The sequence below is a fragment of the Specibacter cremeus genome, assembly GCF_003946885.1.
Taxonomy (GTDB): Bacteria; Actinomycetota; Actinomycetes; order Actinomycetales; family Micrococcaceae; genus Specibacter; species Specibacter cremeus.
Genome location: NZ_RWKQ01000076.1, coordinates 1 through 12,274, shown reverse-complemented (window position 1 = coordinate 12,274; position 12,274 = coordinate 1). Strand labels below are relative to the sequence as shown.

Sequence of the window (12,274 nt, the reverse complement as noted above, 5' to 3'; positions counted from 1 at the left end):
TCGCAGCCGTCATCGGACTGGAATTCTACCGACAAACGTTCTGAATAACCCTCAATGACTGTGAAGCATGGAACTAAACTTTTCGCTATTGCGATCGTCTCTATTGCAACCATTGCGGTCGCGGGGTGCTCGAACCCAGACATGTCCGCGCCGCAATCAAGCCAATCGTCGACGGCGATTCCCAAAGCGATGGTCGACCAGGCCGCCGTGGCAGCGCTCCCGCCGGCCATCCGGGACAAGGGGACGCTCGTCGTCACGATGAGCCAGAGCTCACCCCCGCTGCATTTCATGGCCGCCGACGGGACGACGACGATTGGCGTCGATCCCGACATCGCCCTCGCCCTCGGGCAGGTCCTTGGACTCAAGACCACCATAGCCAGCGGGCCATTCGACGGCATCATCCCCGGCATTCAGGCGGGGAAGTACGATGCGGCGATTTCCCAGATGTCGCCCTCCACGGTACGGATGAAGGTACTGGACTTTGTCGATTACTACCAATCCGGCAGTGGCATCGGGGTGCTGCCGGGGAACCCGGAGAAGCTCGGCGTCGACAGCCTCTGCGGCAAGCGCGTCGGTGTCCTGAAGGGATCCTTCCAGGATCTGAAGCGGCTGCCGGACCTCTCGGCCAAATGTGTGGCCGCCGGCAAGCCGGCCATCACGGCGATGACCTATGCAGACATGCAGGCGCCCAGCCTGGCACTGACCGCCCACCGGATCGACGCGGTGTATGTCGACGGTCCGACCCTGGGCTACGAGGTGAAGCAGACCGGTCAGATGGAGACCGTTGCGGAAACGAATGTGTCCCCGGTCAGCATCGGCTACAAGAAGGGGGCGGACCTGGCCCCGGCCATCCAACAGGCCCTCAAGTCGCTCGAGAAGAGCGGTGTATACCAGCAAATCCTCGACAAGTGGGGGGTGGGCAGTGGAGCAATCACCGACTTTGCCTTCGACAAGGCGCAATAGGAACGACATGGGAACGACACGTGGACCCAGACCCGAGGCCATCGTTGCCGATGGAATCGACCGGTCGCTGCTGGGCCAACAGCCGCACCGGCGGCATGGGCTCCAGTGGTTCAGTGCGGCCGTGGTCTTGTTCCTGGTCTTCCTGGTCGCCTACTCGCTGGCCACCAACCCTCGATACGAGTGGGGGGTTGTGTTCGGCTGGTTCACCTCGGAGCGGCTCTTCACCGGGCTCCTCCGGACCCTCCAGCTGACCGTCATCGCCATGGCAGTCGGCATCGTCGTCGGCGTCATCCTGGCCTTGGCCCGCCTGTCGCACAACATCGTCGTCGCGGCGGTCGCCGCGTTCTTCGTCTGGATCTTCCGCGGCGTTCCGGTCTTCGTGCAGCTGCTGTTCTGGGGCTTCATCGCTGCGATCTACCCGCGGATCACCATGGGGGTCCCGTTTGGGCCGGAGTTCTTCTCGGTCAGCGCGAATGACCTCATCACGCCCTTTGCCGCGGCCATCCTCGGACTTGGCCTGAATGAAGGGGCCTACATGTCGGAGATCGTGCGCGCGGGATTGCTGAGCGTGAACCGGGGGCAGACCGAGGCGGCGAATGCGCTCGGCATGCGCCGGTTCACCGTGCTCTGGCGCATCGTGCTTCCCCAGGCGATGAAGATCATCATTCCGCCGACCGGAAACCAGACGATCAACATGCTCAAGACGACCTCGTTGGTCAGCGTGCTCGCCTTCCCCGAACTGCTCTACTCGGCCCAGCTGGTGTACAGCGCGAACTTCAAGACCATCCCGCTGCTGATCGCGGCCAGCCTGTGGTACCTGCTGGTCACCAGCGTGCTCAGCACCGGCCAGTACTTCATCGAACGGCATTACAACCGCGGTTCGGTGAAGATCGTCAGGGCCGGCCCCATTGTTGGTCTTGTGAAGATGATCCGCACCCGACGTGCAGCGCAGGAGGTTCAGCGATGAACGAAGTGGTTGTCGAGGCCAGGGACGTGAACAAGCATTACGGGCCACTCCATGTGCTCAAGGGGATCGACCTGACCATCCACCGGGGGGAGGTCACGTGCATCATCGGCCCGTCCGGCTCCGGAAAGTCAACCTTCCTGCGCTGCATTAACCAGCTCGAGACCCTCGACGGCGGATACATCATCGTCAACGGCTCGCCGGTGGGGGTGAAGATCAAGAACGGGCGCGTCCACGCGCAGACCCACAATGAGGTCGCCCGTTCGCGCGAACAGGTCGGCATGGTGTTCCAGGGGTTCAACCTGTTTCCGCACATGACCGTCTTGCAGAACATCTGTGAGGCGCCGGTGCGGGTGAAAAAGGAGGACCGCCGGGTTGTCAGGGAACGGGCGCTGAAGCTCCTGGACCGGGTCGGGCTTGCCGCCAAGGCGGGCGCCTATCCGTCGGCACTGTCCGGCGGCCAGCAGCAACGGGTCGCCATCGCCCGTGCACTGGCCATGGAGCCCCGGCTCATGTTGTTTGACGAGCCCACCTCGGCGCTCGATCCCGAGCTCGTCGGGGAGGTGTTGGATGTGATGCGGGATTTGGCCGGCGCCGGCATGACCATGGTGGTCGTGACCCACGAAATCGGATTTGCCCGCGAGGTCGGCGACCATCTCATCTTCATGGACGACGGACACGTGGTCGAACACGGCAAGCCGCGCGCGGTCCTCGAATCACCCCAGCACGAACGTACAAAGCAATTCTTGGCGAAGGTCCTCTAGGACGCTTCGCATCAATTCGGCAGAGTCAAGCACAAGATTTATTGGAGAAACAGCAAGATGAGAAACAAATGGATTGTCAGCGTCGATGATTTTCGGAGGGCTTCGCGCCAGAAGCTTCCCAAGATGATCTACGACTACCTCGAGGGCGGCGCGCTCGACGAGATCACCACCCGTGCCAACCGGGTGCAATTGGACGCCCTCCTGCTTCGGCAGCGGTCGCTCGTGGACGTGTCCGCCATCGACACCTCGACAAGCGTGCTCGGGCAGCACATCGATGTTCCCCTCATGGTCTCTCCCATGGGCATGCTCACCATCTTCCATCCGGGGTCGGATCTCGCCGTGGCCCGGGCCGCCGCCAGGGCGGGCACGATCTTCATCCACAGCGCCTGGTCCGGCTGTTCGCTCGAGGAGGTGGTGCGCGTCGCGCCGAACCTGTGGGCGCAGATCGCCTTCTGGAAGGACCCGGAGGAGACGCGCAGCTACGTGAACCGTGCGCGCAACGCCGGGGTCGAGACCCTGGTCGTCGCCGGCGACGTCGGCTCCTCGAGCAAGCGTGAACGCGACCTGCGCCACGGATTGTCCATGCCGCCGCGGCCACCGCTGCTCGACTACCTGCAGACGGCCACCCGCCCGGGCTGGGTGTGGCGGTGGCTCACCGGGCGGAAGATGACCTATGGCAGCTATGAAATCGACGGACGCCCGCTGCGGATGAAGGAAATGAACAGCTGGATGGCGAACAACAAGAACGCCTCGGCATCCTGGGAGCAGTTCGCCAGGCTCCGCGCGGAGTGGTCCGGGAAGCTTGTCATCAAGGGGATCATGGACGCGGAGGACGCCGCCCGCGCGGTCGACGAGGGTGCCGACGGCATCTTCGTGTCCAATCACGGAGGGCGGCAATTCGATTCCCAACCGGCGACAATCGACGTCCTGCCCGCGATTGTTGCCGCCGTCGGCGACCGGGCCGAGGTTTATCTGGACGGGGGCATCCGACGCGGCCACGACATTGTCAAGGCCACGGCGCTCGGCGCCCGCGCCGTCCTTGCCGGACGCCCGTTCGCCTACGCCTTGGCGGCCGGCGGGGAGCCAGCCGTGGACAAGACCTTCGCCATCTTTCGCGATGAGCTCAAGGGCGCCATGGGGTTTGTCGGGAAGTCCTCCGTCCAGGCGCTGGACGAGTCGATTTTCGCGCGCGACACCCACGCATTCTTGCCCGAAAGCCTCTCGCTGGTCTGAGCGCGGGCCGCAGGCGCGCCAGGAAGGTCACATAGGATACCCACATGTACGCAATATCTCCACTTACTCGGGAGACTCTATGCTGAAGGCCCGCCAGGTTCTGGCCGACCAGGTTTTCGAGGCGGTTCTCTCCTTGCTGCTGGACGGGGAGATCTCTACGGGATCGGCCTTGAGCATCGACGGGCTTGCCCGTCGGTTCGACGTCTCGGCCACGCCGGTTCGTGAGGCCTTGGCCCGCCTGGAGGCGACCGGGATGGTTCGCCGTGAGGCCCTGCGCGGTTACAAGGTCGCACCGGCCCCGTCCGCGTCCGACGTCGGCGAATTGCTCGCCGCCCGGTACCTGATTGAACCGGAAATGGCGTCCCTCGCCTGCCGGAACGCGTCGGGTGACTTTGTCGAGGAACTTGACCGGCTCAATCACACACTCGACGAATCCCGGCGAGGCGGCGACAAATTCGCCGGTTATCGCGCATATTGGACAACCGACGAGATCTTCCACCGCCGCTTAGCCGAGGGGGCGAACAACCAGTTCCTGCTGCGCGCCTATGAATCGATCGAAGGGCACATCCAGCGATTCCGGCTTCTGGTCCACACCGAGGAGATGAGCGGGGAGCACACGGTCCACGAACATCAGGACATCGTGGAGGCCATCCGGGCCGGGGACGTGTCCCGGGCGCGGGAGGCCATGGCCGCGCACATCGACGGTGTGCGTTCCCGAGCGGCGGAACTCCACGTCTTCGCCGGCAGCGAGTGACCCGGCCGAAGGCCTCGTAACCCAACTGAAACGGGTCTCGACGGGCTCGACCACCGGTGGTCGAGCCCGTCGAGACCCGCGGGTCAGCCGAAGTACTTCGGCAGCGTCCCCTCGTGTGCCTCGCGCAGCTCGTCCAGCGGCGCGCTGAACTGGCCCTGCAACTCCAACGAACCGGACTCGGCATCCACGACGCCGATCCGGGCCACCGGGAAGCGGCGGGCCGTGCACATGTCGTTGAAACGGACCTCCTCCGACCGTGGGACGGCCACGATCGCCCGGCCCTGCGTCTCGGAGAACAGCAGCGTGAACACGTCCACGCCGTCACGGGCGGCCACCTCGTCCAGGGCGATCCGGGCGCCGGTGTTGTAGCGCAGCGAGGACTCCACGAGGGCCGCGGCCAGCCCGCCCTCGGACAGGTCGTGCGCGGCGTCGACCATGCCGTCGCGGGAGGCATTGATGAGAATCTGGCCCAGCTCGCGCTCCCGGGCCAGGTCGACCCTCGGCGGCAGCCCGCCCAGGTGGCCGCGCAGGTTCGCGAACTCGGAGCCGTCGAGCTCGTCCGCCGTGGTGCCGAGCAGGTAGATGGCCTGCCCGTCCTCACGCCAGCCCGACGGCGTGCGGCGCGCGACGTCGTCGAACTTGCCCAGCACACCCACAACCGGCGTCGGGTGGATCGGCGTGCTGCCGGTCTGGTTGTACAGCGACACGTTGCCGCCGGTGACCGGCACGCCCAGTTCCATGCACGCGTCGGAGAGCCCGCGCACGGCCTCGGCGAACTGCCACATGACCTCCGGGTCCTCCGGCGAGCCGAAGTTCAGGCAGTCGGTGACGGCCATCGGCACGGCCCCGGCGGTGGCCACGTTGCGGTACGACTCGGCCAGCGCCAGCTGGGCGCCCGTGTACGGGTCCAGGTAGGCGTAGCGGCCGTTGGCGTCGGTGGACAGGGCCACGCCCATGCCGGTCTGCTCGTCGACCCGGATCACGCCGGCGTCATCCGGGGCGGCCAGCGCGGTGTTGCCGCCGACGAACCGGTCGTACTGGTTTGTCACCCAGGACTTGTCGCACATGTTCGGCGAGGAGACCAGTTCGACGACGGCGGCCTTCAGTTCCAGCCCCGTGGCCGGCAACGCGGTGCCGGAGGCCCGGAAGGTGTTCGACTGCACGCCGTCCAGCCACTCCGGACGGTGGAACGGCCGGTGGTAGGTGGGTCCCTCGTGGGCGACCGTGCGCGGATCGACGTCCACGATCGTCGCGCCGTCCCAGTTGATGATCAGCCGGCCGGTGTCGGTGACCTCGCCCAGCCACGAGTATTCCACGGCCCACTTGTCCATGACGGCCTCGAACGCCGCGGCGTTCGCCGGGGACACGACGGCCATCATGCGTTCCTGCGACTCGGACATGAGGATCTCGCCCGGGGTCAGCGTGGGGTCGCGCAGCAGCACGGAGGTCAGCTCGACCTCCATGCCGCCGTCGCCGTTGGACGCCAGCTCGGAGGTGGCGCAGGAGATGCCGGCCGCGCCCAGGTCCTGGATGCCCTCGACGAGGGAGCCCTTGAACAGTTCCAGGCAGCACTCGATGAGCACCTTCTCGGCGAACGGGTCGCCCACCTGAACGGCCGGGCGCTTCGAGGGTTTGGTGTCGTCGAAGGACTCGGAGGCCAGCACGGACGCGCCGCCGATGCCGTCACCGCCGGTGCGGGCGCCGAACAGCACGACGCGATTGCCCACGCCGGAGGCGTTGGCCAGCCGGATGTCCTCGTGCCGCATGACGCCCACGGCCAGCGCGTTCACCAGCGGGTTGGCCTGGTAGACGTCGTCGAACACGACCTCGCCGCCGATGTTCGGCAGGCCGAGCGAATTGCCGTAGCCGCCGATGCCGGAGACGATGCCGTGCACCAGGCGGGCCGTGTCCGGGTGGTCGATGGCGCCGAAGCGCAGCGGATCCATGACGGCCACGGGGCGCGCGCCCATGGAAATGATGTCGCGCACGATCCCGCCGATGCCGGTCGCCGCGCCCTGGTAGGGCTCCACGAAGGAGGGGTGGTTGTGCGATTCGACCTTGAACGTCACGGCCCAGCCGTCGCCCAGGTTGGTGACGCCGGCGTTCTCGCCGATGCCCACCAGCATGTCCATCTTCATCTCGGCCGTGACCTTGTCGCCGAACTGCTTGAGGTGCACCTTCGAGGACTTGTAGGAGCAGTGCTCGCTCCACATGACCGAGTACATGGCCAGTTCCGCGGCGGTGGGGCGGCGGCCCAGCAGCTTGACGACGTCGTCGAACTCGTTGCGCTTCAGGCCCAGCTCCGCCCAGGGCAGTTCGGTGTCCGGCGTCGCCGCGGCGTGCTCGACCGTGTCGATGTTGAACTTCTGGCTCACTTCTTGCCTCCAACAAGGTGGGCCAGGACGCTCGTGAAGAAGCCCAGCCCGTCGGTTCCGGTGTGGTCGGGGCCGAACCCGGGTTCCACGGCGTGTTCGGGGTGCGGCATGAGGCCCACCACGTTGCCGGCGGCGTTCGTGATGCCGGCGATGTCGCGGCGCGAGCCGTTCGGGTTCCAGCCGACGTAGCGGAACGCGACCCGGCCCTCGCCCTCGAGCTCGTCGAGCGTCTTCTCGTCGGCGACGTACTGGCCGTCCTGGTTCTTGAGCACGATGGTGATCTGCTCGCCGGCCGCGTACTGGTTGGTCCACGCGGTCGTGTTGTTCTCCACGCGCAGCACCTGCTCACGGCAGATGAACTTCAGGTGGTCGTTCTTCACCATGGAGCCGGGCAACAGGTGCGACTCGGTGAGGATCTGGAAGCCGTTGCAGATGCCCAGCACGGGCAGCCGGGCATCCGAGTTGGCGGCCTTGATGATCTGGCCCATCATGGGGGCGAAGCGGGCGATCGCGCCGGCGCGCAGGTAGTCGCCGTAGGAGAAGCCGCCGGGAATGACGACGGCGTCGACGTCGCCAAGGCTGGTGTCGCCATGCCAAAGGTCGACGGCGGTCGCCCCGGCCAGGCGGACGGCGCGGGCCGCGTCGCGGTCGTCAAGGGTCCCGGGGAAGGTGACGACGCCGATGCGGGCGCCGGTCAGGGGTGTGCCGGTCGCGGTGCTCGAAACCGCGCCGATCAGGGGAGTCTCGGTCATGGCCGGTCCGCCACGACCTCGACGTTGACAACGTCCTCGATGACCGGGTTGGACAGCAGCGTCTCGGCCGCCTCGCGGGCCTGTGCGAGCACCGCGTCGGTCACCTCGCCGTCGACCGTCAGTTCAAAGCGCTTGCCCTGGCGGACGCCGGAGAAGGCGGTGAATCCCAACCGCGGCAGGGAACCGACGATGGCCTTTCCCTGGGGGTCGAGGATCTCTGGCTTGGGCATGACGTCAACAACGATCCGGGGCATCGAGGGAACTCCTGGTGTTCAAAGAGGTGGCCGCGAAGAGTGCCGTCTCACGCGTGTCCCAAGGGGTGGGGTGACATCGGCGCTCCGCGAGCTTGCAGCTTCATTCTACCGAGTGTTACGGCCCGCTTTCCGGCCGCCCTTTCCATGTGAGCCGACTCACCCTACAGTAGGTAGGACATTCCATCTCTAATGCGGAGCCGATGCATGTGCACCGCAAGAGGTAGGACGTGGGTTAACTGGCGGCCAATGGTGGCCGCCGCGAAAGGAAAACGGATGAAACGCAGTGACTCCTGGTGGCGCAGATCCCTGGCCGCCGGCGCGGCGGGGACCCTGGCCGCCGCGTTGGTGACGACCGTCGTCGCCCCGGCCAACGCCGCACCGGCCAATGCCGACCCGGCGGCGGCCAGCTATGACCAGCAGGTCCTGGCCGCCAACGGCGACAACGCCATCGACCCGGTGCTCGGCAAGTACTACCGCATCGTTGCGCTCGCCGACCTGGGCAACGGCGTCGTGCTGGCCGCCTATGACGGGCGCCCGGACGGTGGCGACTCGCCGTCGCCCAACTCGATCGTGCAGCGCCGCTCCACCGACGGCGGCAAGACGTGGGGCGCGCCCACCTTCATCGCCCGGGGCCAGGTGGCCACCGCGGACGTGCAACGGTTCGGGTTCAGCGACCCCAGCTACGTGGTCGACAAGGAGACCGGCACGGTCTTCAACTTCCACGTCTACTCCAAGGACCAGGGCTTCGCCGGCAGCGCGTTCGGCAACGACGACGCCAACCGCCAGGTCATCAGCACCGAGGTCTCCGTCTCCACCGACGGCGGCCTGACCTGGTCCACCGACCCGGCCAATCAGCCCACCCTCCCCACCCCGTCCAACTACCCGGCCGGCTCGCCGTATGCGGGCTTCGCCGGCCCGCTCATCACGGCCGTGGCCAAGCCGAACGGGGGCACCGTCAACGCGGTGGCCAACGTCGGCGGCGTCGCCGGCATGTTCGCCTCCTCCGGCGAGGGCATCCAGCTGAAGTACGGCCCGCACAAGGGCCGGCTGCTCCAGCAGTACGCCGGCAAGGTGGTCCAGGCCGACGGCAGCACCGCCATCCAGGCCTACAGCGTGTACTCCGATGACCACGGCAAGACGTGGCAGCGTGGCGCGTTCGTGGGCACCGGCATGGACGAGAACAAGGTCGTGGAGCTCTCCGACGGGCGCGTCATGCTCAACTCCCGGGACAGCAACCATGGCGGCGGGCGCAAGATCGCCATCTCCACCGACGGCGGCGCCACCTACGGCCCCGTGACGTACGACGCGGCACTGGCCGACCCCACGAACAACGCCGGCATCACCCGGATGTTCCCGGACGCGGCCGAGGGATCCCGGCAGGCCAGGGTGCTGCTGTTCTCCAACGCCAACAACACGTCCAGCCGGACCAACGGAACCGTCCGGTACTCCTGCGACGACGGCGCCACATGGAGCGCCGGCAAGCAGTTCAAGGCGGGCACCATGAGCTACTCCACCGTCACGGCGCTCTCCGACGGCAGCTTCGGGCTGCTGTACGAGGGCGACGCCAACACCATCACGTTCGCCCGGTTCAACGCCGCCTGGGTCGACGCGTTCTGCGACGCCGGCATCACGGCCGCCGCGGTCACCGGTGACAACGGCGCCACGGTGAACGCGAGCATCACGGTGTCCAACGCCTCGGACAACGCCATCGACGGCGCGACGGCGACGTTCGCCCCGCTGGCCGGCTGGACGTTCGGTTCGGTGCAGGTTCCCGCCATCCCGGCGGGCGGGCAGGTCGTGGTCTCCGTGCCCGTGACAATCCCGTCCTACGCCAAGGTCGGCAGCACGAGCATCACGGCGCGCGTCACGGTGGAGGGCCACGTGCTCACGGCCTCCGTGCCCGTGACGATCACCGGCGGTTCGCCCGAGACGATCGTGGGCGCCGCGATTTCCGGCGCCCGCAACGACGCCGGCCGGGACCTGGCCGCGAACCCGTACCGGGCCGGTGACGCCGTGCCGTACGCGTTCGCGGTGGCCAGCACGGGCAACATCACCGAATCCGTCGTCCCGCAGTCCGGCAACTTCACGCCGTTCCTGCCGCCGGGCGCCGGCAACTGCCGGTTCCTGACGCTGGCCGTGTGGGGCAGCTACAACTGCACCACGCCCAAGCACGTCGTCACCGCCGACGAGGCCGCGCAGGGCTTCTTCGTCCCGCAATCGACCTGGCAGGTCACCGGCACGGGCGCGGCCACGCGGAACTACACGGTGACCGGCGACGAGGTGGACCTCCTGGTGCGCAACCCCGCCCTGTCCGGCACGGCCGTGCGGACCTGGAACGACGTGAACGGCAACGGCTACGCCGACGCCGGGGACACCGTCACGGACACCTGGACGGTGACGAACACCGGCAATGTGACGCTGACCGGCGTCGCCGCCCCGGGCCTGGCGTTCGCGCCGACCGACCTGGCGCCGGGGGCATCGGCCACGGCCACGTCCACCCGGGCCGTGACCGGCAGTGAGTTGTCCGCCGGGATGGCCGCCGCGGACACGGCGAACGTCGCCGCGGCCAACGGCGTCCGGACGGCGGCCGTCACCGTGACGGCCGCGCCGCTGGCGCTGCCGATCCCGCCGACGAGCCGGCCGGACGTGACCCGGGCCCACCTGACGGGCAACCCGCCCGTGGACCTGGGCCTGTCGACCGGCAAGTACAGCCCCGGGGACACCGTGGTGCTGCACAACCTGCCGGCCAGCCAGTGGGTGTACGTGTTCCTGTTCCAGCATGGCTACCGGCTGGGCTGGTTCCACGCCGACGCCACCGGGACCGCCACGTTCACGCTTCCGGCCGATGCCAAGAACGGCAAGGACACGCTGGTGGTCCTGGACGCGAACGCGGCGCTGTACTCGTTCGGCGCGTTTCACGTGACACCGGCGGACGGCAGCTAGTGCTGTGACCGACAAGGATCACAGGTTTTGATTCCGGTGTCAGTCTGGTGGCACAGCTGATCGTGTGCATGTGCGCCGGCCGTCGCGTGGCGGAAGAGCGCGGTGGCGGCGGCGTCTCGCGAACCGGTGGGCAGTAGATGCTCGATTTGTCTGGATTATCGACATCTACTGCCCACCGGTTGCGGGCGGGACGGTCCAGGCGGCCTCGACCTGCCGACTCGGCCGCCCACGGGCGTGATTCCGCGCAGGCGCCAGCACTCAACCTCGTGAACGCGCCCTTCTGGTGCGCGACTCCTCGCGGGCGATCGTGACGAGTTCGGCCGCAGGCCCCTTGAGAGGATGCGGACCCACCCACACCGCGCGCAGTCGCCTCTCCAGGGGCATGTCCGCCACCGGCACCTGGACGAGCTCCCCGGCACCCACCCACGAGCCCACGGCGAGCTCGCTGAGCACCGCCGGGCCTGCGCCGGAGATGACGCTCCCCCGCACCGCGGCCGTGCTGTTGAGTTCCAGCACCGGCGCGGGGACGGTGAAGCCGGAGAGCGCGTCGTCGAGCGTCGTGCGCGTGCCGGAGCCGTACTCACGCACCACGAGCGGGGTGCTCGCAAGCTCCTTGGCGGTGATCGCGCTGCGTCGGGCCCAGGGATGCGTGGGGTTGACGACGACCGCGAGACGATCCGTCGCGACGACCGCGCTTCGCACTCGCCGGGGCACCGACGGGGACTCGATGAACCCCACATCGCACTCGCCGGCCTTCAGCAGGGCGAGCACCTCCACGGAGTTCCGCACCTGGAATGAGACCTGAAGGCTGGGCAGCCGCTTGCGCAGCCGCGCGAGCCACACGGGGGCCAGATATTCGGCGATCGTCATACTCGCCTCCACCCTGAGCTGCGAGGTGCGCTCCTGCTGAAGCGCATCGACGGTCGCGCTGAACGAGCGCGCGGCATCCAGGGCCCCTCGCGCACCCTCCACGAGGGCGGCCCCCTCCGCCGTGAGCGTGGAGCCGCGCGGGCTCCGGTCGATAAGCCGGATGCCGTGCGCACGCTCGAACTGCAGGATCGCGCGGCTCGCGTTGGGCTGGGCCATGCCCACCGTTTGCGCGCCCGCGCTCACGCTTCCGTGCTCGGCGATGACCACGAGGAGCTCGAGCACCGCGAGGTCCGGCCAACGTTCACTCATGCCGTTATCCTAAGGACCCGCGTTGTTTTAACTTAGGATTTTGGTTGATGTCCTGCCCGGCCCGTGCTATGGCGTGGGTCGGACGGCCGGGCC

The 12,274-nt window shown here is 67.6% G+C and carries 10 protein-coding genes; 6 read left to right on the top strand and 4 right to left on the bottom strand.

Going from position 1 to position 12,274, the window contains the following annotated elements; translation table 11 throughout:
* The first annotated feature begins 54 nt into the window (after positions 1-54).
* The 5 genes from EJC77_RS19730 to EJC77_RS19710 all read left to right on the top strand — a co-directional run bounded on the left by EJC77_RS19730 (position 55) and on the right by EJC77_RS19710 (position 4,678).
* The gene (locus EJC77_RS19730) at positions 55-963 is read left to right on the top strand and encodes an ABC transporter substrate-binding protein (protein WP_125616869.1); all 909 of its coding nucleotides are present in this window, start codon (positions 55-57) and stop codon (positions 961-963) included.
* 7 nt (positions 964-970) lie between these two features.
* Positions 971-1,930 (top strand): amino acid ABC transporter permease, encoded by a 960-nt coding sequence (locus tag EJC77_RS19725; RefSeq protein WP_125616866.1) that lies wholly within the window; start codon positions 971-973, stop codon positions 1,928-1,930.
* Complete coding sequence (locus EJC77_RS19720) at positions 1,927-2,691, top strand: amino acid ABC transporter ATP-binding protein (protein ID WP_125616863.1); 765 nt, start codon at positions 1,927-1,929, stop codon at positions 2,689-2,691. The genes EJC77_RS19725 and EJC77_RS19720 overlap by 4 nt, the downstream gene beginning before the upstream one ends.
* 57 nt (positions 2,692-2,748) lie before the next feature.
* The gene (locus EJC77_RS19715; RefSeq protein ID WP_125616860.1) at positions 2,749-3,924 is read left to right on the top strand and encodes an alpha-hydroxy acid oxidase; all 1,176 of its coding nucleotides are present in this window, start codon (positions 2,749-2,751) and stop codon (positions 3,922-3,924) included.
* 79 nt (positions 3,925-4,003) lie between these two features.
* The gene (locus EJC77_RS19710; RefSeq protein ID WP_125616857.1) at positions 4,004-4,678 is read left to right on the top strand and encodes a GntR family transcriptional regulator; all 675 of its coding nucleotides are present in this window, start codon (positions 4,004-4,006) and stop codon (positions 4,676-4,678) included.
* Positions 4,679-4,761: 83 nt separating this feature from the next.
* Here the strand turns inward: EJC77_RS19710 and purL are convergent, their stop codons facing one another.
* From purL to purS, 3 genes are read right to left on the bottom strand one after another with little or no spacing between them, the layout of a single operon-like run.
* A complete protein-coding gene (gene purL / locus EJC77_RS19705; RefSeq protein WP_125616854.1) occupies positions 4,762-7,053 on the bottom strand; it encodes a phosphoribosylformylglycinamidine synthase subunit PurL in 2,292 nt (763 codons plus the stop codon).
* A complete protein-coding gene (gene purQ / locus EJC77_RS19700) occupies positions 7,050-7,805 on the bottom strand; it encodes a phosphoribosylformylglycinamidine synthase subunit PurQ (protein ID WP_125616851.1) in 756 nt (251 codons plus the stop codon). Before purQ ends, purL begins: the two co-directional genes overlap by 4 nt.
* Positions 7,802-8,059 carry a phosphoribosylformylglycinamidine synthase subunit PurS gene (purS, locus tag EJC77_RS19695; RefSeq protein WP_125616848.1) on the bottom strand — a complete coding sequence of 86 codons (258 nt, stop codon included), beginning with the start codon at positions 8,057-8,059 and terminating at the stop codon, positions 7,802-7,804. The genes purQ and purS overlap by 4 nt, the downstream gene beginning before the upstream one ends.
* A 273-nt stretch (positions 8,060-8,332) precedes the next feature.
* On the opposite strand from purS, the gene EJC77_RS19690 reads away from it, so the two are divergent.
* On the top strand, positions 8,333-11,002 hold the full coding sequence (locus EJC77_RS19690; protein ID WP_125616845.1) for a sialidase family protein: 2,670 nt from the start codon (positions 8,333-8,335) through the stop codon (positions 11,000-11,002).
* Positions 11,003-11,260: 258 nt separating this feature from the next.
* Here EJC77_RS19690 and EJC77_RS19685 read toward each other — a convergent pair whose 3' ends face one another.
* The gene (locus EJC77_RS19685; protein ID WP_125616842.1) at positions 11,261-12,181 is read right to left on the bottom strand and encodes a LysR family transcriptional regulator; all 921 of its coding nucleotides are present in this window, start codon (positions 12,179-12,181) and stop codon (positions 11,261-11,263) included.
* Between the last annotated feature and the right edge of the window lie 93 nt (positions 12,182-12,274).

Bases quoted from the DNA above. Each gene is read 5' to 3' on its own strand.
- EJC77_RS19730 (WP_125616869.1), top strand. From the start codon at position 55: ATGACTGTGAAGCATGGAACTAAACTTTTCGCTATTGCGATCGTCTCT.
- EJC77_RS19725 (WP_125616866.1), top strand. From the start codon at position 971: ATGGGAACGACACGTGGACCCAGACCCGAGGCCATCGTTGCCGATGGA.
- EJC77_RS19720 (WP_125616863.1), top strand. From the start codon at position 1,927: ATGAACGAAGTGGTTGTCGAGGCCAGGGACGTGAACAAGCATTACGGG.
- EJC77_RS19715 (WP_125616860.1), top strand. From the start codon at position 2,749: ATGAGAAACAAATGGATTGTCAGCGTCGATGATTTTCGGAGGGCTTCG.
- EJC77_RS19710 (WP_125616857.1), top strand. From the start codon at position 4,004: ATGCTGAAGGCCCGCCAGGTTCTGGCCGACCAGGTTTTCGAGGCGGTT.
- purQ (WP_125616851.1), bottom strand. From the start codon at position 7,805: ATGACCGAGACTCCCCTGATCGGCGCGGTTTCGAGCACCGCGACCGGC.
- purS (WP_125616848.1), bottom strand. From the start codon at position 8,059: ATGCCCCGGATCGTTGTTGACGTCATGCCCAAGCCAGAGATCCTCGAC.
- EJC77_RS19690 (WP_125616845.1), top strand. From the start codon at position 8,333: ATGAAACGCAGTGACTCCTGGTGGCGCAGATCCCTGGCCGCCGGCGCG.
- EJC77_RS19685 (WP_125616842.1), bottom strand. From the start codon at position 12,181: ATGAGTGAACGTTGGCCGGACCTCGCGGTGCTCGAGCTCCTCGTGGTC.